The sequence below is a fragment of the Streptomyces viridochromogenes DSM 40736 genome, from assembly GCF_000158955.1.
Classification (GTDB): Bacteria; Actinomycetota; Actinomycetes; order Streptomycetales; family Streptomycetaceae; genus Streptomyces; species Streptomyces venetus.
Genome location: NZ_GG657757.1, coordinates 4,788,245 through 4,812,691 on the forward strand (window position 1 = coordinate 4,788,245; position 24,447 = coordinate 4,812,691).

At 70.6% G+C, this 24,447-nt stretch carries 22 protein-coding genes; 12 read left to right on the forward strand and 10 right to left on the reverse strand.

The window, feature by feature from the left end:
- Positions 1–105 precede the first annotated feature (105 nt).
- The gene (locus SSQG_RS21150; protein ID WP_003991868.1) at positions 106–570 is read left to right on the forward strand and encodes a GatB/YqeY domain-containing protein; all 465 of its coding nucleotides are present in this window, start codon (positions 106–108) and stop codon (positions 568–570) included.
- A gap of 106 nt (positions 571–676) precedes the next feature.
- Here SSQG_RS21150 and SSQG_RS21155 read toward each other — a convergent pair whose 3' ends face one another.
- Positions 677–2,962: a transglycosylase domain-containing protein gene (locus tag SSQG_RS21155; RefSeq protein ID WP_003991869.1), complete on the reverse strand. Its 2,286-nt coding sequence runs from the start codon at positions 2,960–2,962 to the stop codon at positions 677–679.
- 408 nt (positions 2,963–3,370) lie between these two features.
- On the opposite strand from SSQG_RS21155, the gene wblA reads away from it, so the two are divergent.
- Positions 3,371–3,709, forward strand: a complete 339-nt coding sequence (gene wblA, locus SSQG_RS41865) for a transcriptional regulator WblA (protein ID WP_039933291.1) — start codon at positions 3,371–3,373, stop codon at positions 3,707–3,709.
- A 145-nt stretch (positions 3,710–3,854) separates the two neighbouring features.
- Here the strand turns inward: wblA and SSQG_RS21165 are convergent, their stop codons facing one another.
- Both SSQG_RS21165 and SSQG_RS21170 read right to left on the reverse strand, forming a co-directional pair.
- The gene (locus SSQG_RS21165; RefSeq protein ID WP_003991871.1) at positions 3,855–5,258 is read right to left on the reverse strand and encodes an ArsA family ATPase; all 1,404 of its coding nucleotides are present in this window, start codon (positions 5,256–5,258) and stop codon (positions 3,855–3,857) included.
- 159 nt (positions 5,259–5,417) lie between these two features.
- Positions 5,418–6,395, reverse strand: a complete 978-nt coding sequence (locus SSQG_RS21170; RefSeq protein WP_003991872.1) for an ArsA family ATPase — start codon at positions 6,393–6,395, stop codon at positions 5,418–5,420.
- A 106-nt stretch (positions 6,396–6,501) separates the two neighbouring features.
- On the opposite strand from SSQG_RS21170, the gene SSQG_RS40400 reads away from it, so the two are divergent.
- The 4 genes from SSQG_RS40400 to SSQG_RS21185 all read left to right on the forward strand — a co-directional run bounded on the left by SSQG_RS40400 (position 6,502) and on the right by SSQG_RS21185 (position 8,938).
- Positions 6,502–6,660, forward strand: a complete 159-nt coding sequence (locus tag SSQG_RS40400) for a DUF4177 domain-containing protein (RefSeq protein ID WP_003991873.1) — start codon at positions 6,502–6,504, stop codon at positions 6,658–6,660.
- Positions 6,660–7,121 carry a RidA family protein gene (locus SSQG_RS21175; RefSeq protein ID WP_003991874.1) on the forward strand — a complete coding sequence of 154 codons (462 nt, stop codon included), beginning with the start codon at positions 6,660–6,662 and terminating at the stop codon, positions 7,119–7,121. Before SSQG_RS40400 ends, SSQG_RS21175 begins: the two co-directional genes overlap by 1 nt.
- A 111-nt stretch (positions 7,122–7,232) precedes the next feature.
- Positions 7,233–8,111 (forward strand): NUDIX hydrolase, encoded by an 879-nt coding sequence (locus SSQG_RS21180; protein ID WP_003991875.1) that lies wholly within the window; start codon positions 7,233–7,235, stop codon positions 8,109–8,111.
- Positions 8,108–8,938 carry an MBL fold metallo-hydrolase gene (locus SSQG_RS21185; RefSeq protein ID WP_003991876.1) on the forward strand — a complete coding sequence of 277 codons (831 nt, stop codon included), beginning with the start codon at positions 8,108–8,110 and terminating at the stop codon, positions 8,936–8,938. The genes SSQG_RS21180 and SSQG_RS21185 overlap by 4 nt, the downstream gene beginning before the upstream one ends.
- A gap of 84 nt (positions 8,939–9,022) precedes the next feature.
- On the opposite strand, the gene SSQG_RS21190 is transcribed toward SSQG_RS21185, so the two are convergent.
- Entirely contained in the window at positions 9,023–9,697 is a 675-nt protein-coding gene (locus SSQG_RS21190) for a Crp/Fnr family transcriptional regulator (RefSeq protein ID WP_003991877.1), read from the reverse strand.
- 275 nt (positions 9,698–9,972) lie between these two features.
- Here SSQG_RS21190 and nth point away from each other — a divergent pair, with 275 nt between their 5' ends.
- The 3 genes from nth (at position 9,973) to SSQG_RS21210 (ending at position 13,241) form a co-directional block, all read left to right on the forward strand.
- Positions 9,973–11,184, forward strand: a complete 1,212-nt coding sequence (gene nth, locus SSQG_RS21200; RefSeq protein ID WP_244299199.1) for an endonuclease III — start codon at positions 9,973–9,975, stop codon at positions 11,182–11,184.
- 148 nt (positions 11,185–11,332) lie between these two features.
- Entirely contained in the window at positions 11,333–12,028 is a 696-nt protein-coding gene (locus SSQG_RS21205; protein ID WP_039935294.1) for an NUDIX hydrolase, read from the forward strand.
- 13 nt (positions 12,029–12,041) lie between these two features.
- The gene (locus tag SSQG_RS21210) at positions 12,042–13,241 is read left to right on the forward strand and encodes a MarP family serine protease (RefSeq protein WP_003991881.1); all 1,200 of its coding nucleotides are present in this window, start codon (positions 12,042–12,044) and stop codon (positions 13,239–13,241) included.
- Positions 13,242–13,291: 50 nt separating this feature from the next.
- Here the strand turns inward: SSQG_RS21210 and SSQG_RS42845 are convergent, their stop codons facing one another.
- The 5 genes from SSQG_RS42845 to acs form a co-directional block, all read right to left on the reverse strand.
- Positions 13,292–13,474 carry a hypothetical protein gene (locus tag SSQG_RS42845; protein ID WP_078506886.1) on the reverse strand — a complete coding sequence of 61 codons (183 nt, stop codon included), beginning with the start codon at positions 13,472–13,474 and terminating at the stop codon, positions 13,292–13,294.
- Between the two features lie 139 nt (positions 13,475–13,613).
- Positions 13,614–14,552 carry an alpha/beta fold hydrolase gene (locus SSQG_RS21215; protein WP_003991882.1) on the reverse strand — a complete coding sequence of 313 codons (939 nt, stop codon included), beginning with the start codon at positions 14,550–14,552 and terminating at the stop codon, positions 13,614–13,616.
- A complete protein-coding gene (locus SSQG_RS21220) occupies positions 14,549–15,037 on the reverse strand; it encodes a phage holin family protein (RefSeq protein ID WP_003991883.1) in 489 nt (162 codons plus the stop codon). The genes SSQG_RS21215 and SSQG_RS21220 overlap by 4 nt, the downstream gene beginning before the upstream one ends.
- A 127-nt stretch (positions 15,038–15,164) precedes the next feature.
- Positions 15,165–16,601, reverse strand: coding sequence for a Na+/H+ antiporter NhaA (gene nhaA / locus SSQG_RS21225; protein WP_003991884.1), 1,437 nt, complete (start codon positions 16,599–16,601; stop codon positions 15,165–15,167).
- 193 nt (positions 16,602–16,794) lie between these two features.
- A complete protein-coding gene (gene acs / locus SSQG_RS21230) occupies positions 16,795–18,750 on the reverse strand; it encodes an acetate--CoA ligase (protein ID WP_003991885.1) in 1,956 nt (651 codons plus the stop codon).
- A 255-nt stretch (positions 18,751–19,005) separates the two neighbouring features.
- On the opposite strand from acs, the gene SSQG_RS21235 reads away from it, so the two are divergent.
- Positions 19,006–19,620 (forward strand): RNA polymerase sigma factor, encoded by a 615-nt coding sequence (locus tag SSQG_RS21235; RefSeq protein WP_003991886.1) that lies wholly within the window; start codon positions 19,006–19,008, stop codon positions 19,618–19,620.
- A complete protein-coding gene (locus SSQG_RS38255) occupies positions 19,617–20,255 on the forward strand; it encodes a hypothetical protein (protein ID WP_003991887.1) in 639 nt (212 codons plus the stop codon). The genes SSQG_RS21235 and SSQG_RS38255 overlap by 4 nt, the downstream gene beginning before the upstream one ends.
- 145 nt (positions 20,256–20,400) lie before the next feature.
- On the opposite strand, the gene SSQG_RS21245 is transcribed toward SSQG_RS38255, so the two are convergent.
- A complete protein-coding gene (locus tag SSQG_RS21245) occupies positions 20,401–22,770 on the reverse strand; it encodes a bifunctional SulP family inorganic anion transporter/carbonic anhydrase (protein ID WP_003991888.1) in 2,370 nt (789 codons plus the stop codon).
- A 295-nt stretch (positions 22,771–23,065) separates the two neighbouring features.
- Here SSQG_RS21245 and SSQG_RS21250 point away from each other — a divergent pair, with 295 nt between their 5' ends.
- On the forward strand, positions 23,066–24,364 hold the full coding sequence (locus SSQG_RS21250) for a hypothetical protein (RefSeq protein WP_003991889.1): 1,299 nt from the start codon (positions 23,066–23,068) through the stop codon (positions 24,362–24,364).
- Positions 24,365–24,447: the final 83 nt, after the last annotated feature.

Sequence of the window (24,447 nt, forward strand, 5' to 3'; positions counted from 1 at the left end):
CCGTGCCCGGGCGGTGTGCGAAACCCCCTGTCGGCGCCGGTGCCTACCGCGGTGCCCCACAAAACGAGGGGCGCCTTTCCTTCCGCACCTGCGACAATCAACCCCATGACCACGCTCAAGTCGAAGCTGCAGGACGACCTCAACGCCGCGATCAAGGAGCGCGACGAGCTCCGCTCCTCGACGCTCCGGCTGACGCTCGCCGCGATCACCAAGGAGGAGGTCGCGGGCAAGGAGAAGCGCGAGCTCTCCGACGACGAGGTGCAGAAGGTGATCACCCGGGAGGCGAAGAAGCGGCGCGAGGCGGCCGAGGCCTTCGCGCAGGGTGGCCGTGCCGAGCAGGCCGAGCGGGAGAAGGCGGAGGGCGAGGTGCTCGCCACGTACCTGCCCAAGCAGCTGTCCGACGAGGAGCTCCAGCAGATCGTGGCCCAGGCCGTCGAGGAGGCCAAGGCCGCCGGTGCGGAGGGGCCGCGGGCCATGGGCGCCGTCATGAAGATCGTGAACCCGAAGGTGGCCGGGCAGGCCGAGGGCGGCCGTGTCGCTGCCGCGGTGAAGAAGCTGCTCGCCGGCTGATCCCATCAGGCAGAAAAGGGCGGCCCCCTCTCCCCAGTACGGGAAGAGGGGGCCGCCCCTTTGTCGGTCACGCCGTCCGGTCACACCGTCGGGTCACACCGTCGGCTCAGCCGAAGCGCCCGCCGTTGCCGTTCCCGCCGCCGTTGTCCTGTCCGCGGAAGAAGCCCTCCGGGAAGGAGAAGGTGGGCGCCGGGTTGGGCTCGCCGCCCCCGCCGGTGTTGTTGCCGCCGACCAGGCCGCCGATGAAGCCGCCGTCGTCGTTGCCGCGGCCTCCGTTGCCGCGGTCTTCGTCGTCCCGGTTCCTGCGGTCCCGGTTGATGCCGTCGGGGATGTGGACCGTGTTGAACTGCTCGACGGGCTTGCCCTCCAGCGCGCCGGACATCATGTCGCGCCAGATCGGACCGGGAACCTCACCACCGAAGACCTTGCCGTACGACCGGCCGCCGATGGTGATGCCGGACATCTTCCGCTTGTGGGCGGGGTCACCGACCCACACCGCGCCGGCCATGTTCGGCGTGTAGCCCACGAACCAGGCCGCGTAACGCTCGTCCGTCGTACCGGTCTTGCCCGCGCTGGGACGGCCGGCGAGACCCGCCTTCGAACCCGTGCCGTCCTCGACGACGCCCTTCAGCAGCGTGTTGATGGTGTCGGCCGTCTTCTCCGACATCGCGCGCGAGCAGGTCGACTTCGGCACCTCCAGCGACTTCTTCTCGTCGCCGACGCGCTGGCTTACCGCCTCGATGGCGACCGGCGTGCAGTACATGCCGCGCGAGGCGAAGGTCGCGTACGCGTTCGCCATGGTCAGCGGGGACATCTCCTGGGTGCCCAGGGCGATGGACGGAGCCTGGTCCATCTTGCGGCCGTCGGCCCGCTCGACGCCCATCTTCTTCGCCATCGTCGTCACCGGGCAGATGCCGATGTCGCTGATCATCTCCACGTAGTAGGTGTTGACCGACTTGGCGGTCGCTTCCTTCATGTCGTACGGGCCGACCTCCGACCGGTTCTCGTTCTCGAGCTTGGCCGGGTTGTCGGGATCGTTCAGCCACCTCTTGCCGTCACAGGCGGAGACCGGGCTCGGGTACGCCATCTGGTACGGCGAGGGGTAGACCTTGTTCGCCGGCATGCCGTCCTCGAGGGCCGCGGCGGCCACGATCGGCTTGAACGTCGAGCCGGGCTGGTAGCCCATGCCGCCGCCCATCGAGCCGTTGACGGAGAGGTTGATCTGCGTCTGGTTCTTGCCGAAGCCGTACGGACGCGACTGGCCCATGGCGAGGATCTTGCCGGTGCCGGGCTGGACGATGGAGGCGGCGGTCGCCACCTCGTCGCTCTTGTAGACGTGGTCCTTGATGGACCGCTGGGCCGAGTCCTGGGCCTGCGGGTCCATGGTGGTGCGGATGGTGAGGCCGCCCTGGTTCCAGACCTTCGCCCGCTCCTCCTTGGTCTTGCCGAAGACCGGGTCGGTCAGGAAGACCTCGCGCACGTAGTCGCAGAAGAAGCCCGCGCCCTTGACCGCCGTGATGCAGCCGTTCTTGGGCTTGCTGACCTTCAGGCCCAGCGGTGCCTTCATCGCCTCCGAGGCCTGTGCCCGGGAGATGTCGCCGACTGCGGCCATGCGCTGGAGCACGGTGTTGCGGCGCTTGGTGGCCTCGGCCTCGTCGTTGACCGGGTCGTACCGGCTGGGCGACTGGACGATGCCGGCGAGGAGGGCCGACTCCTGGATGTTCAGGTCCTTGGCGGACTTGGAGAAGTAGCGCTGGGCGGCGGCCTCGACACCGTAGGCCTGCTGGCCGAAGAACGTGATGTTCAGGTAGTTCTCGAGGATCTTCTTCTTCCCGAGCTCCTCCTCGACCTGGATCGCGTACTTGAGCTCGCGGATCTTGCGGCCGATGGTCTGCTGGGTGGCCTGCGCGACCTTCGTCGGGTCGTCGCCCGCCTCCTCGACGAAGACGTTCTTCACGTACTGCTGTGTCAGGGTCGAGGCGCCCTCGGAGACCCCGCCGGTCTGCGCGTTCTTGTTGAGGGCCCGCAGGACGCCCTTCAGGTCGACCGCGCCGTGCTGGTAGAAACGCGCGTCCTCGATCGCGACGATCGCCTTCTGCATGGACGGCGAGACGTCCTTGAGCGGGACCACCGTGCGGTCGCGCGAGTACACCGTGGCGATCTGGCCGCCGTCGGCGTCGAGGATCGAGGTGCGCTGGCTCAGCGGCGGGGTCTTCATGTTCACCGGGAGCTCGTCGAAGCTCTCGACCGATCCCTTCGCCGCCAGCCCCAGCGCGCCCACCGCGGGCAGCGCGATGCCGGCCAGCACGGCCCCCGCCAGAACACTGACACCGAGGAACTTGGCGGCCTGCTGCGTGGGTGACAGACCACCGCCCGAGCGCTTCTTTGGCATGAGGGCAGCCTACGTTCTCATTCGCCGGACAGGCGTATAGGCATTGGCCTAAGCTGCTCTCAACTGTCACAGCAGTGAGGCCACGTATCAATACGTCCGGCGACCCCGAATCGTTCTGGGTGTTCCCCAACTTTTTTGTTGGGGTCGTGTCCGAATCCGCCTTGTGTGTCATACGGCGTCCGTTGTGACGCAACTGAACTGTCCCGGTTTGCCGGGAAGGTCACGTATGTCGCCAGCTCACTCCCCCGGGTGATCTGCCGCTTACCCATAGTCCGTTCGGGCCATTCAAGATTGGGCCCGTTGGGGGTGTTGCGCTGTGCCCACCTTCCGTAACGTCCTCAACTGGCGGCGGTGAATATGCCGCTGCCGCCGTGGGGGAGCCTCGATTCGGGAGAGGACGGCGCCGGTATGGGCTGGGTAACCGACTGGAGTGCGCAGGCGGCCTGCCGCACTACCGATCCGGATGAACTGTTCGTTCAAGGAGCAGCGCAGAACAGGGCCAAGGCGGTGTGCACCGGATGCCCGGTGCGGACGGAGTGCCTGGCCGACGCGCTGGACAATCGCGTCGAGTTCGGCGTGTGGGGAGGCATGACGGAGCGGGAGCGCCGCGCACTGCTGCGCAGGCGGCCCACGGTGACCTCCTGGCGCCGGCTGCTGGAGACCGCGCGCTCGGAGTACGAGCGCGGCACGGGGATCGTGCCCCTCGACGACGACGAGATCTACGAGAACTACGCGGCGGTGAGCTGAGGGGTTCCCGCCGGGAACTCCACGGCCGGCGCTGGACATTCCACGGCTGGCGCCGGGTACTCCACGGCTGGCGCCGGTACTCCACGGCTGGCAGGGCCCTCGACGGGCCCTTCACCGTCGCCAGTTGCGCCGGGGACGGTTGCCCTCAGGCACTCGCCTCGGGCAGGTCGGAGTCTTCGGCGGGGTCGGGCAGCTCGCGCTCGTCCGCCGCGAGCCGGTCGCCGATGTCGCGCAGTCCCGTGAGGTCGTGCACGTCGCCGGGCAGTGCGGCCACTTCCGTCACGGCCACCTCGGGGTGGAGCGCGGTGAAGCGGTCACGCGTGCGCTGCTCACGGGAGAGCAGCTGCATCCGCTCGGCGTGCAGCCTCAACAGGCCTGCCGTGAGCTGGTCGACGGACCGCTCGGCGTCCTCGGCGTGCGCTGCGTCCTCGGCGGGGGAGCCACCTTCAGGAGCGGGAGCCTCGGCACGGTCGTGAGCTGGTGCTTCCGACGTGGAAGAGTCTGAACTGCCGTACGTGTCGGGAGAGTTACGAAGTCCAGCTTTCCCGTCCTCCTGATCCACAATGCGGGCGTCCTCAAGATTTTCCGCGGCGGCGAGCGCCCGCTCGGCCGACAGGCCGTCGGCGCCGCTGCCATGGACCCGGTTGAGGACGAGACCGGCGAGCGGCATGTCCTCCGCGGCCAGCCGCTCCACGAAGTACGCGGCCTCGCGCAGCGCGTCCCGCTCCGGGGCCGCGACCACGAGGAACGCCGTGCCGGGCGCCTGGAGCAGCTTGTACGTGGCGTCCGCGCGGGTGCGGAACCCGCCGAAGGTCGTGTCCATCGCGGACACGAACGTCTGGACGTCCTTGAGGAGCTGGCCGCCGAGCAGCTTGCCGAGGGTGCCGGTCATCATCGACATCCCGACGTTCAGGAACTTCATCCCGGCCCGGCCGCCCAGCTTCGCCGGTGCCGTCAGCAGCCGGATCAACCGGCCGTCCAGGAACGACCCGAGCCGCTTCGGCGCGTCCAGGAAGTCCAGCGCCGAGCGGGACGGCGGGGTGTCGACGATGATCAGGTCCCACTCGTCCCGGGCCCGAAGCTGCCCGAGCTTCTCCATCGCCATGTACTCCTGCGTGCCCGCGAAGCCCGCCGAGAGCGACTGGTAGAAGGGGTTGCCCAGGATCGTGGCCGCCCGCTCGGAGTCCGCGTGCGCCTCGACGATCTCGTCGAAGGTGCGCTTCATGTCGAGCATCATCGCGTGCAGCTCGCCGCCCGCGGAGTCGTCGATGCCCTTCACCCGACGCGGAGTGTTGTCGAGCGAGTCGATGCCCATGGACTGGGCGAGCCGGCGGGCCGGGTCGATGGTGAGGACGACGACCTTGCGGCCCCGCTCGGCCGCGCGCAGCCCCAGGGCGGCGGCGGTCGTGGTCTTGCCGACGCCGCCCGAGCCGCAGCAGACCACGATCCGGGTCTTCGGGTCCGCCAGCAGCGGATCGACGTCGAGCACACGCGCGGGTGCCAGAGGGCGGGCCGGGTCGTGTGTGTGGGCCGGGTCCGGACGACTCATGACATCCCCTGCTTCCGACTCATGACGGGCCTTGCCTGTGCTTTCGGCTCATGACGGGTCTTGCCTGTGCATCCGACTCATGACATCCCCTGCTTCCGACTCATGACGGGTCTTGCCCGCGTGTTCCGCCGGGGCCCGCTGCGCGCCCGACACGCCGGCTCATGACACGCCCTGCTCGCGCAGTGCGCGGGCCAGCGCGTACAGCCCCGCCAGATCCATGCCTTCGGCGAACAGCGGCAGTTCGTGCAGGGGCAGCCCCAGCTCGGCGAGTACCGCACGCTGGTCGTGCTCCAGCGTGTACCGCTCGGCGTACTCCTCGGCCTGGGTGAGCAGCGGGTCCACCAGCCGCTCGGCGTGCCCGCCGCGCCGCGCCCCGCCGAGTCCGGCGGACGACAGGGACCGCGCGACAGTGGAACGCGGGACCGTCCGTACGAGTTCCAGGTCGGTCGCGTCCAACACCTCGGGCCGGGTCATGTTCACGATGATCCGGCCCACCGGCAGCCGCGCCGAACGCAGCTCGGCGATGCCGTCCACGGTCTCCTGGACGGGCATCTCCTCCAGCAGTGTCACCAGATGCACGGCCGTCTCCGGCGACTTCAGCACCCGCATCACGGCCTGTGCCTGATTGTGTATCGGGCCGATCTTGGCGAGGCCCGCGACCTCGTCGTTGACGTTGAGGAACCGCGTGATGCGCCCGGTGGGCGGGGCGTCCATGACGACGTAGTCGTACGCGAACCGCCCGCTGCGGTCCTTGCGGCGCACCGCCTCGCACGCCTTGCCGGTGAGGAGTACGTCCCTCAGGCCGGGCGCGATGGTGGTGGCGAAGTCGATCGCGCCGAGTTTCTTCAGGGCCCGTCCGGCACTCCCCAGCTTGTAGAACATCTGGAGGTAGTCCAGAAGGGCCAGTTCGGGGTCGATGGCGAGGGCATACACCTCCCCGCCACCTGGAGCGACGGCGATCTTCCGCTCCTCATAAGGCAGCGCTTCCGTTTCGAAGAGCTGCGCGATGCCCTGACGGCCCTCGACCTCGACGAGAAGCGTCCGCTTCCCCTCCGTGGCCAGGGCAAGCGCTAGGGCGGCGGCCACCGTGGTCTTACCGGTACCGCCCTTGCCGCTGACGACCTGGAGCCTGCTCACGTATTCGAGCCTAACCAGTCCGCGCCCGGGCTACGCGGGAGGCTGTGGACAACCGGTGCCCGGTCGGCTGCGTGACCCCTCCCGGGCAGGGGCTAAAGTCGGCCGCATGACCAAGTGGGAATACGCAACCGTGCCGCTGCTCGTCCACGCCACGAAGCAGATTCTGGACACCTGGGGCGAGGACGGCTGGGAGCTCGTCCAGGTCGTGCCCGGGCCGAACAACCCCGAGCAGCTCGTGGCCTACCTGAAGCGGGAGAAGCAGTAATGGGCGCCGTCGAGGCGAAGCTGGCCGAGCTGGGCCTGACCCTGCCCGACGTGGTCCCGCCGCTCGCCGCGTACCAGCCGGCCGTGCAGTCCGGACCGTACGTCTACACCGCCGGCCAGCTCCCGATGGTGGAGGGCAAGCTGCCGCTCACCGGCAAGGTCGGCGCGGAGGTCACCCCGGAGGAGGCCAAGGAGCTGGCGCGTACCTGCGCGCTGAACGCCCTGGCCGCCGTCAAGTCCGTCGCCGGTGACCTGGACCGCATCGCGCGCGTGGTGAAGGTCGTGGGCTTTGTGGCCTCGGCCTCGGACTTCACGGGCCAGCCCGCGGTGCTGAACGGCGCGAGCGAGCTGCTCGGCGAGGTCCTCGGCGACAAGGGCGTGCACGCGCGCAGCGCGGTGGGCGTGGCGGTGCTGCCGCTGGACGCGCCGGTGGAGGTCGAGATCCAGGTGGAGCTCGCGTAGGACCCCGCGAGCCCGCACAGGATCCTTCAGGGCCCCTCAGTGGGCCCTAGCTGCGGAGTCCGTCCCGGGGGCCACTCGAACATCCGCCCGTCACCAGATAGCCTCGCGCCCATGGCGAACGGTCAGTGGTACCCCCCTGAGTGGCCGGACCGCATCCGCGCACTCGCGGCCGGCACCCTCACCCCGGTCACCCCGAAACGCGCGGCCACCGTCATGCTCCTGAAGGACACCGGCACGGGCCCCGCCGTCCACATGCTGCGCAGACGCGCCTCCATGGCCTTCGCCGGAGGCGCGTACGCGTATCCGGGCGGCGGCGTCGACCCCCGGGACGACGACCACCAGGTCCGCTGGGCGGGCCCCACGCGCGCGTGGTGGGCCGAGCGGCTCGGCGTCGACGAGAGGGCGGCCCAGGCGATCGTCTGCGCGGCCGTCCGGGAGACGTACGAGGAGGCGGGCGTGCTGCTCGCCGGTCCCACACCCGACTCGGTCGTCGGCGACACCACCGGCGCCGACTGGGAGGCCGACCGGGCCGCCCTGGTCGCCCGGGACCTGTCCTTCGCGGAGTTCCTGGACCGCCGCGGCCTGGTGCTGCGCTCCGACCTGCTCGGCGCCTGGACCCGCTGGATCACCCCGGAGTTCGAGTCCCGCCGCTACGACACCTGGTTCTTCGTGGCCGCCCTGCCGGACGGGCAGCGCACCCGCAACGCCTCCACGGAGGCGGACCGCACGGTGTGGATCGCCCCGGGCGAGGCGGCGTCCGGCTACGACAAGGGCGAGCTGCTGATGATGCCGCCGACGATCGCGACCCTGCGCCAGCTGGGGGAGTACGACAGCGCCGCCGGGGCGCTCGCGGCCGCCCCCGGGCGTGACCTCACGCCCGTGCTGGCCACCGCCCGCCTGGAGGACGGCGAGATCGTGCTGTCCTGGCCGGGGCACGACGAGTTCACCAAGCACGTCCCGACCCTCCCGACCGGTGGAGCCACCGCATGACGGACGCAGCAGCCCTTCCCGGACAGCCCCGCGGCGGGGTCCTCTCGGGCCCTGCCACCGCACGGGCCGTCAACGTCCTCGCGCCCAACCCGTCCGCGATGACCCTGGACGGCACCAACACGTGGCTCCTGGCCGAGCCGGACTCGGACCTGGCCGTGGTGGTCGACCCGGGCCCGCTGGACGACGGGCACCTGCGCCACGTCGTCGCCACGGCCGAGCAGGCCGGCAAACGGGTCGCCCTGACCCTGCTGACCCACGGCCACCCCGACCACGCGGAGGGCGCCGCCCGTTTCGCCGAACTGACCGGCACGCGCGTGCGTGCCCTCGATCCGGCGCTGCGGCTGGGCGACGAGGGCCTGGCCGCGGGGGACGTCATCACCACCGGCGGTCTTGAGCTGAGGGTCGTACCGACCCCCGGCCACACCGCCGACTCCCTCTCCTTCCACCTCCCGGCGGACCGGGCGGTGCTGACCGGCGACACGATCCTCGGCCGCGGCACGACGGTCGTGGCCCACCCCGACGGCCGCCTCGGCGACTACCTGGACACCCTGCGGCGCCTGCGCTCCCTCACGGTCGACGACGGCGTCCACACGGTGCTCCCGGGCCACGGACCGGTCCTGGAGGACGCCCAGGGCGCCGTCGAGTACTACCTCGCCCACCGCGCCAACCGCCTCGCCCAGGTGGAGACCGCCGTCGAGGACGGCTACCGCAGCCCTGCCGACGTCGTCGCCCACGTCTACGCCGACGTGGACCGCTCCCTGTGGCCGGCGGCCGAGCTGTCGGTCCGGGCCCAGCTGGACTACCTGGAGGAGCACGGGCTCATCTGACCGTGCCGGGCACCCGGGTACGACGTCGGGCCCCGTCCCGAGTGGGGGACAGGGCCCGATGACGTACTGGCGGGGGTGTGCCCGTCAGCGCGAGCGCTTGGCGAGGCGTTCCACGTCCAGGAGGATCACCGCGCGGGCCTCCAGGCGCAGCCAGCCGCGCTGGGCGAAGTCCGCCAGGGCCTTGTTGACCGTCTCACGGGACGCGCCGACCAGCTGGGCCAGCTCCTCCTGCGTGAGGTCGTGGACGACGTGGATGCCCTCCTCGGACTGCACGCCGAACCGGCGGGACAGGTCCAGCAGGGCGCGGGCGACACGGCCCGGGACGTCCGAGAACACGAGGTCGGACATCGCGTCGTTGGTCTTGCGCAGCCGGCGCGCGACGGCACGCAGCAGCGCCGTGGCCACCTCGGGGCGGACGTTCAGCCAGGGCTGGAGGTCGCCGTGGCCGAGACCGAGCAGCTTGACCTCGGTCAGCGCGGTGGCGGTCGCGGTGCGCGGGCCCGGGTCGAACAGCGACAGCTCGCCGATGAGCTCGCCGGGGCCGACCACGGCCAGCATGTTCTCGCGGCCGTCGGGGGATGTGCGGTGGAGCTTGACCTTGCCCTCGGTGACCACGTAGAGGCGGTCACCCGGGTCGCCTTCATGGAACAGGGCGTCACCGCGCGCGAGGGTCACCTCACTCATGGAGGCGCGGAGCTCCGCGGCCTGCTCGTCGTCGAGCGCCGCGAAGAGCGGATTGCGCCGCAGAACGTCGTCCACGAGTTCTCTCCTTGTCGACCTGCTCAGGGGAGCTTGATCCCCCGCGTACCAAGGCACCGAGGTGCCCGTTTTTCCGGACGGTCCAAACAGTGTGATCTGTCACAAGGATGCCGCACACATGTCCCGGGGTACGCGGCAGGGGTCCAATTGGGCGCCGATCTTCGGGGGCCGGGCCGGATGTCGGTGCCGGGGCTTAGGCTGGCCGGGTGTCCAAATCGCCGGTGAGAGCACAGGCCGAGGGGGCTGCGCGGGTGGTTGTACGTCGCGATTCCGCTGTGGGCGAACAGATCCCCGATGGCGGTAGGAAAACCGCGAAAGCGACAGAGGAGGCGGCGCCCACGGGGCAGACGGCCTCCGGGGAGTCGGCTGCCGCGAAGAAACCGGCTGCCGCGAAGAAGCCGGCTGCTGCCAGGAGACCGGCTGCGGCGAAGAAGGCCGCGTCCGTCGCCAAGAAGGCGCCTGCCAGGAAGGCGCCCGCCAAGAAGGCAACCGGCAAGAAGGCCGCGTCCTCGAAGCGGGCGGAATCCGCTGCCAAGAAGGCGGCGTCCTCCAAGCGGGTGGCGTCCGCTGCCAAGGAGGCCTCGGCGTCCGTGAAGAAGGCCCCTGCCGTGAAGAAGGCTCCCGCCGCGAAGAAGGTCACCGTCGCGACCAAGAAGGCCACTGCCCGCATCAAGGGCACCGCCCCCGCCAGGACCGTCGTCCATCCGCCGGGCGGCGAGTCGCGCACCGCCCTCGTCCGCCGGGCCCGCCGTATCAACCGCGAGCTCGCCGAGGTCTACCCGTACGCCCACCCCGAGCTGGACTTCACCAACCCCTTCCAGCTGGTGGTCGCGACAGTCCTGTCCGCCCAGACCACCGACCTGCGCGTCAACCAGACGACACCCGCTCTCTTCGCCAGGTACCCGACCCCGGAGGACCTGGCCGCGGCCAACCCGGAGGACGTGGAGGAGATCCTCCGCCCGTGCGGCTTCTTCCGGGCCAAGACGAAGTCGGTCATAGGGCTGTCCAAGGCCCTGGTGGAGGACTTCGGCGGTGAGGTCCCCGACCGGCTGGAGGACCTGGTCAAGCTGCCCGGCGTCGGCCGCAAGACCGCCTTCGTCGTGCTCGGCAACGCCTTCGGCCGCCCCGGCATCACGGTGGACACGCACTTCCAGCGCCTGGTGCGCCGCTGGCAGTGGACCGGCGAGACCGACCCGGACAAGATCGAGGCCGCCATTGGCGCGCTCTTCCCGAAGAGCGACTGGACGGACCTCTCGCACCACGTGATCTGGCACGGCCGCCGTATCTGCCACGCCCGCAAGCCCGCGTGCGGCGCCTGCCCCATCGCGCCCCTCTGCCCCGCGTACGGCGAGGGCGAGACCGACCCGGAGAAGGCGAAGAAACTGCTCAAGTACGAGAAGGGCGGTTTCCCCGGCCAGCGCCTGAACCCCCCACAGGCGTACCTGGACGCGGGCGGCAAGCCGGCGCCGCCGCTGGGGGCCGGATGACGTGGCGAGGCGGCCGGGAGGCCGGGCGAGGGGGCCAAGAGACCGGGCGAGGGGGCCGGGAGGACCGCCCGAACGGTGGGTTTCGGCGGCCGCCGGAACGATCTCGGGCGCGCCGGACGTTGGACGCGGCAGGACGACGGGGGTGGCGATGACGCGTACGAGCAACACACAGGGCGGCCGGGTGACGGTCACCAAGGAGGGGCTGCCCGCCTGGCTGGACCCGGTCGTACACGCCGTCGAGACGGTGCGGCCGACGCAGTTGAGCCGCTTCCTGCCGCCGGAGGACGGTGCGGGGCGCCAGTCCGCCGTGCTGATCCTCTTCGGGGAGGGCGAGCGCGGGCCGGAGCTGCTGCTCATGGAGCGCGCGAGCTCGCTGCGTTCCCATGCCGGCCAGCCCTCGTTCCCCGGCGGCGCCCTCGACCCGGAGGACGGCGACCCGCGGGGCGACGGCCCGTTGCGCGCCGCCCTGCGCGAGGCCGAGGAGGAGACCGGGCTCGACCCCTCCGGCGTCCAGCTCTTCGGCGTGCTGCCCAGGCTGTACATCCCGGTCAGCGGCTTCGTCGTCACCCCGGTCCTGGGCTGGTGGCGGGAGCCCACCCCCGTCGGGGTCGTCGATCCCAACGAGACCGCCAGGGTCTTCACCGTCCCCGTGGTGGATCTCACTGATCCCGCGAACCGTGCCACCACCGTCCACCCAAGCGGCCACCGAGGTCCGGCATTTCTGGTCGAATCCGCCCTTGTCTGGGGTTTCACGGCCGGAATCATCGACCGGCTGCTGCACTACGCGGGCTGGGAGCGGCCCTGGGACCGCGAGAAGCAGGTCCCGCTCGACTGGCGCGCATGACAGGGTGGCCTCCGTGAACGTGCTGGACATCTTGTTGCTGGTCGCCGCCGTGTGGTTCGCGGTCGTCGGGTACCGCCAGGGCTTCGTCGTCGGCATCCTGTCGGTGATCGGCTTCCTGGGCGGTGGCCTCGTCGCGGTCTACGTGCTGCCCGTCATCTGGGACGCGCTCACGGACAACGCGGAGGTGAACACGACAGCAGCCGTCATCGCGGTCGTCGTCGTCATCGTCTGCGCCTCCGTCGGCCAGGCCCTCACCACCCACCTCGGCAACAAGCTCCGCCGGTACATCACTTGGTCCCCGGCCCGGGCCCTCGACGCCACCGGCGGCGCCCTGGTCAACGTCGTGGCGATGCTCCTGGTCGCCTGGCTGATCGGCTCCGCCCTCGCGGGCACCACACTGCCGACGCTCGGCAAGGAGGTCCGCAACTCCAAGGTGCTCCTCGGCGTCTCCCAGACGCTGCCCGACCAAGCCGCCACGTGGTTCGCGGACTTCTCCTCCGTCCTCGCGCAGAACGGCTTCCCGCAGGTCTTCAGCCCGTTCTCGAACGAGCCGATCACCGACGTCCAGCCCCCGGACCCGGCCCTGGCGAACAGCCCCGTGGCGAGTCGTGCCCAGCGCTCCATCGTCAAGGTCATGGGCACGGCCCCGAGCTGCGGCAAGGTCCTGGAGGGCACCGGCTTCGTCTTCTCCGACCGCCGAGTGATGACCAACGCGCACGTGGTGGGTGGCGTCGACGAGCCGACCGTGCAGATAGGCGGCGAGGGCAGGAAGTACGACGCGAGGGTCGTGCTCTACGACTGGCGGCGCGACATCGCCGTACTCGACGTGCCGGACATCAAGGCGCCCGTGCTGCGGTTCACCAAGGAAGACGCGAACAGCGGGGACGGCGCGATCGTCGCGGGCTTCCCGGAGAACGGGGCGTACGACGTGCGCGCCGCACGCGTGCGTGGCCGCATCACGGCCAACGGCCCCGACATCTACCACCGCGGCACGGTCCGCCGCGATGTCTACTCCCTCTTCGCCAACGTCCGCCAGGGCAACTCCGGCGGCCCGCTGCTCACGCCCGACGGCAAGGTCTACGGCGTGGTGTTCGCCAAGTCCCTCGACGACGCCGAGACGGGCTACGCGCTCACCGCGGACGAGATCCAGAACGACATCACCAAGGGGCGCACCGCCAACCAGCAGGTGGACAGCGACAGCTGCGCCCTCTAGGAGCGGTCCTGGAGAAGGATGGCCGGGGCGTCACTCACACGGGTGGCGCCTCAGTCGCGTGTGTGGCGCAGACGTACGGAGACCCAGCGGGCCCGGCGGCGGAGGATACGCGGAATACCCACCCTGGGATCCGCGGTCACCATCTGCGGTGCGCCGCTTCTCTGGTGGGGGTTCGCACCGCCCGCCGAGCGGCGATTGCGGCTTGCGTCACTGTAGTCGTGCGTCCAGCCCATACCCCGACGTGTGCCCCCGCCCCATGGTCGATAACCGCTCCCGGCGCCTCCAATTGGCCTATGCGCCAGGCAATTGGCCGGGCATGCGGCCGTGCGTCGGACAAGCGTTCACCTGCGGACACGGGACGCGCTCACGCGGTCACCGATCGGGTTCGGGATCCTTCAGCCAGTTGATGAGCTCCGAGGAGAACGCGACCGGGTCCTCCTCGTGCGGGTAGTGGCCGAGACCGTCGAACAGGCGCCAGCGGTAGGGCGCTTCGACGTACTCGCCGGAGCCCGCCGCGCTGCGGGTGCGCATCACGGGGTCGAGCGAGCCGTGCAGGTGAAGCGTCGGCACGCGCACGGGCCGCTTCATGCGGCGGTTGAACTGGATGCCGTCCGGGCGGGCCAGGGAGCGCACCATCCAGCGGTACGGCTCGACCGCGCAGTGCGCCGCGGAGGGGATGCACATGGCGCGGCGGTAGTTGTCGAGCGCCTCGTCCTCGGGCGGGCGCGGCCCCGACCAGTCGTGGATCAGGTCGGCCACGAGCGCCCCGTCGTCGGCGGTGAGCTGCCGCTCCGGGATCCAGGGCCGCTGGAACCCCCAGATGTGTGAACCGGCGCGCGTCTGCTTGACGTCCCGCAGCATGGCCGAGCGCCAGCGCCGCGGGTGCGGCATGGACGCGACCGCCAGCCGCCGCACCAGCTTGGGGCGCATCGCGGCCGCCGTCCACGCGAGGTATCCGCCCAGGTCGTGGCCGACCAGCGCGGCGTCCGGCTCGCCGAGGGAACGGATGACGCCGGTGACGTCGAGCGCGAGGTTGGCGGGGTCGTAGCCGCGCGGAGTGCGGTCGCTGCCCCCGACGCCCCGCAGGTCCATGGCGACGGCCCGGAAACCCGCGTCGGCGAGTGCCACCAGCTGGTGCCGCCAGGTCCACCAGAACTGCGGGAAGCCGTGCAGCAGCAGCACCAGCGGCCCGTCGCCCAGCTCGGCGATGTGGAAACGCGCGCCGTTGGCGGCGACGTCGCGGTGGCTCCAGGGTCCGTCCAGGAGTACGGCCGAAGGGGGTTGTGCCGGGGGAGTGGCGGGGTCCGTCATGACGATGAGCGTGCCACAGCCTCGATGGCCTCGGGGACCCGGTCCTGGGCGAGCTCCGGGCGCGGGTGCGGCTTGGCCTTCTGCAGGACGCCCGCGGTCTCCTTCATCGAGGCGGCGACCTTCTGCGGGCCCTTGCTCTTCTTGGCCTTCTTCGCGAAGACCACGCCGATCAGCGCCAGCACGACGGCGACCAGCACGTTCGCCGCGAAGGAGAGCAGGAAGCAGATCGCGAGGTTCCAGTCGCTCCAGGTCCGGATGCCGTACGCCAGCGCGAAGTTCAGCATCGGCAGGGAGAAGATCAGTACCGCGCCGGCCATCGAGAAGGCGCCGCCGCTGGTCGCGCCGCGTTTGACGTCCTGCTTGAGCTGCGCCTTGGCCAGCGCGATCTCGTCGTGCACCAGCGCCGACATCTCCGCCGTCGCCGAGGCGAACAGCTGGCCGATGGTGCGTTCGGCGCCGACCGGGCTGCCGTCGGGTGCGCTCATCGCGGTCTCCCTCTTCTGCTCTTCTACGTACGGTCCGATTTTCGCGTCTTGTCCTGACCGGCCGCGGTCGTCCGACTGCGTACGGCCTGACTGCGTACGGTCCCGTCTTTTGTACCGTCTCGTCAGATCATGCCGGACGGTGGTGGTCCTCGCCTGCCCCGCCCGGTACTTCGGCAAGCCCGTGCCGCGTAGCCGCCTTCTCCTGGGCGATCCGGCGGTGTTCGGCGGCCTTGCGGTCGTAGAGGGCGGCCAGGCGCAGGTGGTACGCCGGGTCGTCCTCCTCGTAGACGTCCGGGATGCCGTCGTGGTCCTCGTCGCGCTCCTCGGCCTCCCACAGTCGGCGGTACTTGGCGTTCCGTATCTTCAGCAGCACGGTCGCGAGTGTCGCGGCGATGAGGGAGCCCAGCAGGACGGCGGCCTTGACCTCGTCGGTCATGGTCTGGTCACCCTCGAAGGCGAGTTCGCCGATGAGCAGCGAGACGGTGAAGCCGATACCGGCGAGACTCGCCACCGTGAACACGTCCGCCCAGGCGAGGTCGTCGCTGAGCGAGGCCCGGGTGAAACGGGCCGTCAGCCAGGTCCCGCCGAAGATGCCGAGGGCCTTGCCGACGACGAGTCCGAGCACGACGCCCAGCGTCTCGGGCTGGGTGAACACATCGGTGAGCGCCCCGCTGGAGACGGTGACGCCGGCGCTGAACAGCGCGAACAGCGGTACGGCCAGACCCGCCGACAGGGGCCGTACGAGGTGCTCGATGTGCTCGCCGGGGGACTGGTCCTCGCCCTCGTGGCGGTGGCAGCGCAGCATCAGGCCCATGGAGACACCGGCGATGGTGGCGTGGATGCCGCTGTTGTACATCAGTGCCCAGATGAGGAGCGCGAGCGGCACGTAGACGTACCAGCCGCGTACGCCCTTGCGCAGCAGCAGCCAGAAGACGACCAGGCCCGCCACGGCGCCGCCGAGCGCGGCGAAGTTCAGGTCGGCGGTGAAGAACACCGCGATGATCAGGATCGCGAAGAGGTCGTCGACGACGGCGAGCGTGAGCAGGAAGGCCCGCAGCGCGCTCGGCAGGGAGGTGCCGATGACCGCGAGCACGGCGAGCGCGAAGGCGATGTCGGTGGCGGTGGGCACCGCCCAGCCGGCCAGGGAGCCACCGCCGATGACGCCGGTGACGGTGTAGACGAGCGCCGGTACGGCCATGCCGCAGAGGGCGGCGACGACCGGGAGCGCGGCGGCCTTCGGATCACGCAGGTCACCCGCGACGAGCTCACGCTTGAGCTCGATCCCGGCGACGAAGAAGAAGAGCGCCAGCAGTCCGTCGGCGGCCCAGTGCGCCACCGACAGGTCGAGGCCGAGGGCGGCGGGCCCCAGGTGGAAGTGGGAGACGCTCTCGTAGCTGTCGTGGAGCGCCGGGATGTTCGCCCAGAGCAGCGCGGTGACCGCCGCGGCGAGCAGCAGCACTCCGCCGACGGTCTCGGTGCGCAGCGCGTCCGCCACGTAGGTCCGCTCCGGCAGTGACAGCCGGGCGAGGACCTTGCGGGGGGTGCTGGGGCGGGGCGCGGTCACGGGGAAGACCTCCGGTCGGTGGGCAGGGCTGAACGCATGCCGACCAGACTTCCCGGCGCACCATGGAGCAGTTGTTTTGCTTAGTTTAGGTAAACGTAGGGCTGGGCGCACGCGACGGTCCTCACCACGGGCGCCACAAGGGCACCCGGCGTGCTGTCCGCCGGGTGCCCTTCGCCTGGTGCGCTATGCCTGATCAGTCCTCGCTGGGCGCGGCCGGCAGCTTCGTCTGGATCAGGTCCATGACCGTGGAGTCCGTCAGCGTGGTGACGTCACCGAGCTGGCGGTTCTCGGCGACGTCCCGCAGCAGCCGGCGCATGATCTTGCCGGAGCGGGTCTTGGGCAGCTCGGCCACCGGCAGGACCCGCTTGGGCTTGGCGATCGGGCCGAGGCTGTTGCCGACGTGGTTGCGCAGCTCGGCGACCAGGTCCTCGGTCTCGGCGGCCGTCCCGCGCAGGATCACGAACGCGACGATCGCCTGCCCCGTCGTCTCGTCCGCCGCACCCACCACGGCCGCCTCGGCGACCGAGGGGTGGGAGACGAGCGCGGACTCGACCTCCGTGGTGGAGATGTTGTGGCCGGAGACGAGCATGACGTCGTCGACCCGGCCGAGCAGCCAGATGTCGCCGTCGTCGTCCTTCTTGGCGCCGTCACCCGCGAAGTACTTGCCCTCGAAGCGCGACCAGTAGGTGTCGATGAACCGCTGGTCGTCGCCCCAGATGGTGCGCAGCATCGACGGCCACGGCTCGGTCAGCACCAGGTAGCCGCCCCCGCCGTTCGGCACCTCGTTCGCCTCGTCGTCGACGACGGTCGCGGAGATGCCGGGCAGCGGCGTCTGCGCCGAGCCGGGCTTCGTCGCGGTCACGCCCGGCAGCGGGGTGATCATCATCGAGCCGGTCTCGGTCTGCCACCAGGTGTCGACGACCGGGGTGCGGTCGCCGCCGATGTTCTTGCGGTACCAGATCCACGCCTCGGGGTTGATCGGCTCGCCCACCGACCCCAGCACCCGCAGGCTGGACAGGTCGAACTTGGCGGGGATGTCGTCGCCCCACTTCATGAACGTACGGATCGCGGTCGGCGCGGTGTAGAGGATCGTCACGCCGTACTTCTGCACGATCTCCCAGAAGCGGCCCTGGTGCGGCGTGTCGGGCGTGCCCTCGTACATGACCTGCGTCGCGCCGTTCGCCAGCGGCCCGTAGACGATGTACGAGTGGCCGGTGACCCAGCCGACGTCGGCGGTGCACCAGTACACGTCGGTCTCCGGCTTGAGGTCGAAGACGGCGTCGTGGGTGTAGGCGGTCTGGGTGAGGTAGCCGCCGGAGGTGTGCAGGATGCCCTTCGGCTTACCCGTGGTGCCCGAGGTGTAGAGGATGAACAGCGGGTGCTCGGCGTTGAACGCCTGCGGGGTGTGCTCCGCGCTCTGCCGCCCGACGACGTCGTGCCACCAGACGTCGCGGCCCTCGGCGAAGTCGACCTCCTGGCCCGTGCGGCGCACGACCAGGACGTGCTCGACGATGCCCGCCTTCTCCACCGCCTCGTCCACGGCCGGCTTCAGCGCGGACGGCTTGCCACGCCGGTAGCCGCCGTCGGAGGTGATGACCACGCGCGCGTCGGCGTCCTTGATGCGGGTGGCGAGCGCGTCGGAGGAGAAACCGCCGAAGACGACCGAGTGCGCGGCGCCGATGCGGGCGCAGGCCAGCATCGCGATCGCCGTCTCGGGGATCATCGGCATGTAGACGGCGACCCGGTCACCGGCCTGAACTCCCAGCTCCAGCAGCGCGTTGGCCGCCTGGGAGACCTCGTCCTTCAGCTCGGCGTAGGTGATCGCGCGGCTGTCACCGGGCTCGCCCTCGAAGTGGATGGCGACACGGTCGCCGTGCCCGGCCTCCACATGCCGGTCGACGCAGTTGTAGGCGACGTTGAGTTCGCCGTCCTTGAACCACTTGGCGAACGGCGGGTTCGACCAGTCGAGGGTCTCGGTGGGCTCCTTGGCCCAGGTCAGCCGACGGGCCTGCTCGGCCCAGAAGCCGAGCCTGTCAGCCTTGGCCTGTTCATACGCCTCCGCGGTGACGTTGGCGTTCGCGGCCAGGTCGGCGGGGGGTTCGAACCTGCGCTCTTCCTTCAAGAGGTTGGCCAGGCTTTCGTTGCTCACGACATCTCCCGTTCTCAGGGTTGTCCGCTGTGTCCCGTGCCACAGCTCATCAGACCGGGCCGTCCGATGACAAGGCCGGACGGATTATTGGTTTAGACCTCTTTGCGGGGTGTTTACGCAGGCCGCCCGCCCGTGGCGCGCGGGGACCCGGTCATTCCTACCCACGGACGCCGACCGGACAGGGTTCAGCCTCTGTAACGCCCTTCACACGCCGACCCAATTACAGGTGAAGGCCACCGACGAAAGGACAGGCGAGTGGACGGCATACGGGGCGGGCCCGCAGCGGCGGCCCACGACCCCCAGCTCTTCGAAGAGTTCTACCGGCGCCACGTGGACGCCGTGATGTCTTTCGTGGCCCGGCGTGTCGCCGACGTCCACACGGTGGCGGACCTGACCGCCGAGGTCTTCCTCGCGGCCCTCGACTCCGCCCACACCTATCGCCCCGGCCGGGGCGACGAACGGGCTTGGCTGTACGGCATCGCGCGCAACGTCGTCTCCTCCGAGCGCCGCCGGGTCGCCCGTGAGACGGCGCGTGACCTCCGTATCTCGGGGCGGCGGCGGCTGGAGCCCGACGACATCGCGCGGCTGGAGGACAAGCTCGACGCCGAGAGCCCGGGACGCCGGGCGCTGGCCGCGCTGGAGCGGCTGCCGGACGGTGAACGGGCCGTCGTCGAACTCGTCGCCGTGGACCAGCTCACGGTCACCGAGGCCGCCGCAGCGCTCGGCATCCGCCAGGTCACGGCCCGGGTGCGGCTGCACCGGGCCCGCAAGGCCCTGCGGGCGGAGGCGGATCCGACGACGGAGACCCCGCCCCGCCCGTCCCTGTCGTACGTCACCGGCGGAGCCGGAGGAACCGGAGGAGAGGCATGACCACGAAGACCACGTTCGAGGACCGGCTGCTGGCCGAGCTGCAGCATGAGATCGAGGTGCGCGGGGCCGCCGTTCCCGCCGAGGCGGCCGCTCCGCGCCGCTCCCCGTTCGCGGGGGTGCTCACGGGGGTGCTCACGGGGCGGCGGCTCGCCCTGGCCGCGGGTGCCTGTGCCATGACCGGCCTGGTGCTGGTGCTCGTGCCGGGGTCACCGGCCGAATCCCCGGCGTACGCGGTGGAGCGGCACCGAGACGGCAGCGTCACACTCACCCTCACGAAGATCGCCATAGGTGAGAAATCCCAGCGGCAACTGGCCGAACGCCTGCGTGCCGAGGGCATTCACGTGACCATCGACAACCTCCCCTTCGGTCACGTATGCGCGCAGCCACGCGGCACGATGCCGGCGGGCAGCGTGACGCGGGCGTTCATCGGCGGGCCGCCCGAGGAAGGCTCCGTCCCCGTCGGCGGGCCCACCGACCCGGCCTTCCACCGCAACTGGCGGGTCACCCTGCACCCGGGCGACTCCCTGGGCATCGAGAACACCAGCCGCAAGGACGGCAAGCCCGGCCTCAACAGCGAGACGTTCTACGCGGTCAAGGGCAAGATCAAGACCTGCGAGTCGGAGTACCTGGGCTGAGTCGGAGTTCCAGGGCTCGGGTTGAGGCTGAGGCGGGGGCGGGCGGCGGACGGGGGTCGCCGCTCGCCTACGCCTGATCGGCCCTGGACAGGGGCCGTCGGGTGCGGGCCCGCACCCGACGGCTGCCGTGCGGCGGGCTCCACGCTCACGCCGGCTGGCCGGCCTCCCGTACGTGGTCGAACACCCGGTCCCCGTCCACCTCGGTGAGCAGGTAGGCCTGGGCCTCGCCCACGTGGAAGTACATGCCGTGCAGTTCCAGCTCGCCCTCCCGCAGGGCGCGGGCGACCGAGTCGTGGGCACGCAGGTGCTCCAACTGCTGGACCACGTTGGTCAGGCAGAGCTGCTCGACCGAGTCGGCGGGCGGGCGTCCGCCCAGCCGGGTCGGCTGCCGGCTGCCGTCGCCCATGTGCTCCAGGCTGGGCAGTCCGTGCCGGAGCCACCGCTTGAGCGGTGTCTGCGCACCGCCGGGCTCGGAGCTGAGCAGCGCCTGCATGGCCCCGCACCCCGAGTGTCCGCACACCGTGATGGACCGCACCTGGAGCACGTCCACGGCGTACTCGATCGCGGCCGCCACCGAGTCGTCGCCGCTCTCCTCCCCCGGCCGTGGGACGAGGTTGCCCACGTTGCGCACCACGAACAGGTCGCCCGGACCACTGGAGGTGATCATCGACGTGACCAGTCGTGAGTCGGCGCAGGTCAGGAAGAGCTGCGAAGGCTGCTGCCCTTCGCGGGCCAGCCGGGCCAGCTCGCCGCGTACCAGGGGCGCGGTGTTGCGCTGGAACGCGCTGATGCCACGCGCCAGTTCGTGCCCGCCGGCGGTGCCGGTGCCCGTCGGGTCCGGCTCGGAGCGGTCCGTCCCGTCCGGGGCGTTACCGGAGGGGAGAGCGGACTGGGGGCGTTCGCACTGGTGGTTGCGCCAGGGCGTCCAGGGCCGGCAACGGCAGCCGGTGGAGGCGTGGGGCTCGGAGATGCGCGTGCCGGGGTGTCTGCCTGCGATCTCGACCGTGCCTCCCTGCGCGGTGTGCGTCTTCTGCCAGTCCTGCAAGGTCTCGTACGCCGCGTGGTCCATGAACGAACCGTCCAGCTCGACGACCGTGTCGGTGCCGTGGGGTACGAGATGCAGGGCCCGGCTCAGCCGTGGCACCGCGAGGAACGTCAACTGTCCTCTGGCGTGTACGTGATGGACTCCTTCCCTCTCCTCGTGCGTGATGCGGGTGCGGGTGAGGCGGTGCAGGGCGACGCCGACCGCCATGGCGATGCCGAGCGCCACGCCCTGGAGGACGCCGAGGAAGACGACGCCGAGGGTCGTGACGGCGTAGACCCAGACTTCGCGGTGGCGCGTCACCGTACGGATGTGGTGGAGGGACACCATCTGGATGCCGACGGCCATCACCAGGGCGGCGAGTGAGGCGAGCGGGATGAGCTCCAGGATCGGGACCATCAGCAGCGCGGCGATCACTACGAGAACGCCGTGCAGCATCGTGGAGTTCCGGCTGACCGCGCCCGAGTTCACATTCGCCGAACTGCGTACGGCGACACCGGCGATGGGCAGCCCGCCGAGCGATCCGGAGACGATGTTGGCGGCGCCCTGGCCCAGCAGTTCGCGGTCGAGGTCGGAGCGCCCGACGCGGGCGGACAGGCCCGGCCGGCCGGCCACCAGCTTGTCCACGGCGACCGCGCCGAGCAGCGACTGCACACTGCACACCAGCGTGATGGTGAGCACCGCGGCGACGAGGCCGAGTCCGGGGCCCTCGGGCAGTCCGGCCAGGGCGTGGTTGCTCCAGGACGGCAGGTCGACCTTGGGCAGGCGGAGGCCGGCGAGGGCGGCGGCCGCGGTGGCTCCGGCGACGGCGACGAGTGCCGCCGGGACCTTGCGCAGCAGGCGCCCGGCCCGGCCGGGCAGTCTCGGCCAGAGCAGCAGCAGCGCCAGCGTCAGCAGGCTCACCGACACGGCCGAGGGGCGCATGTGCGCCAACTGGGCGGGCAGGGAGCGCAGGTTGTCGGGCACGGAGCTCTGGGGTGTGCCGCCGAGCACGATGTGCAGCTGGGCGACGGCGATGGTGACGCCGATCCCGGCGAGCATGCCGTGCACGATGGCGGGGCTGACGGCGAGGGCGCCACGCGCCACGCGCAGGCAGCCCAGGCCGAGTTGGGCGAGGCCGGCGAGGACCGTGATGGCACAGGTCGTCCGCCAACCGTAGCGCTGGATGAGGTCGGCGGTGACGACGGTGAGTCCGGCGGCCGGCCCGCTCACCTGGAGTGGGGAGCCGCCGATCCGTCCGGCGACGAGCCCGCCCACAGCGGCGGCGACGAGGCCGGACTGGAGGGGCGCGCCGGTGGCCAGGGCGATGCCCAGGGACAGGGGCAGGGCGATCAGGAAGACCGCGATCGAGGCCGACACGTCGGCACCCGCGATCCGGAATCGGCGGGGGCCGCTCGGCGGCGGGCTGTGGGGTGGATGGGTGCGCTCGGTCAGGTTCGGATCGGCGGCGCGTGTGGGGACGCAGGCTGACATGGTTTCCCGTCTCCTCCGGGGCTGCGCGGTCGCGTGACGTGGGGGTCCCGCTCGGGGCGGGGGTTCGGTCGCGGCCGTGGGTCACGGCGTAAATCGGCGGGATGAATCAACGCTCAGTAAACGGATCGTAATGCAGAGTAAAGGCCAAGCATAGACTTTACGGGCAAATGGGTTACTAAGTCACTCTCAAGAGTGAAGTGGCTATTTCATCGGCTTGTCTTACTAATTCCTTCTTCGTCTCGTGCGAATTTGGCGGCGTTGTCGCACCCGAGAGACGGAAGAAGGTGGGCGACACATGGCCACCCACAGGATCGCCGCGGGCTCCGTGATCGCCGCGGTCTGCGCCGTATCGCTCGCCGGCTGCGCGACCGGCACGTCCCGGCAGGAGGCCCCCGCCCCGCGGAAGCCGAAGCCGGCCCAGGCGCCGCAGAGCCTGGTCCGCCTGATCGGAGACGGCTCCACCGCCTACACCGGCGCCCAGCCCCACCTGCCCAGACCCGAGCGGCTGCGGCCCGGCCAGAAGCCGCCCCAGTTCGTCGTCTTCTCCTGGGACGGCGCCGGCGAGGACAGCCAGAAGCTGTTCTCGCACTTCCGCAAGGTCGCCAAGGAGAACAACGCGACCATGACGTACTTCCTGAGCGGTGTGTACATGCTGCCGGAGGACAAGCGCGACCTGTACCGCCCGCCACAGCACTCGCCGGGCCGCTCCGACATCGGCTTCAACGACCGCCGCGGCATCGCCGCCACCGTGCGGCAGCTGCGCCTGGCCTGGCTGGAGGGCAACGAGATCGGCACCCACTTCAACGGTCACTTCTGCGGCAGCGGCGGCGGGGTCGGCGAGTGGTCGGTGAAGGAGTGGAAGGACGAGATCACCCAGGCCAAGCAGTTCGTGAAGACCTGGAAGACCAACGCCGGCATGAAGAACGTGTCGCCGCTGCCCTTCGACTACGACAAGGAACTCATCGGCGCCCGCACGCCCTGCCTGGAGGGCCGGCGGAACTTCATCAGGGCGGCCGGAGACCTGGGCTTCCGCTACGACACCAGTGGCGTCAACGACCAGGTCTGGCCCGGCAGGAAACGCGGCCTGTGGGACCTGTCCATGCAGCTCGTGCCGTTCCCCGGCCACTCCTACGAGCAGCTGAGCATGGACTACAACTTCATGGTCAACCAGTCGGGCACCGACACCCAGGGCAACCCCGCCAAGCACGACTTCTGGGGTGACCAGATGCGCGACGGTCTGCTGAGGGGCTTCCACCGGGCCTACCACGGCAACCGCGCGCCTCTGATCATCGGCAACCACTTCGAGTCCTGGAACGGCGGCACCTACATGCGGGCCGTCGAGGAGGTCATCGAGACGGTGTGCACCAAGGAGGAGGTGCGCTGTGTGTCGTTCCGCCAGCTGGCGGACTGGCTGGACGCCCAGGACCCGAGGACGGTGGCGAGGCTGCGCACGCTGAAGGTCGGCGAGGCGCCGAAGCAGGGGTGGGCGTCCTTCCTCGCGGGCCGGCCCGCCCCGGCTCCGAAGGGCGCGCCCGGGGCTCCGGGGGGTTCGGGGACTCCAGGGGCTTCGGGGGCTTCGGGGGCGAAGGGGTAGCCCCGACTAAGGGGTAGTCCCGAGTGAGGAAGGCCACTCCGTCGTGGGGCGGGGCCTCGGGCTGCGTAGGGTCGTACTCATGA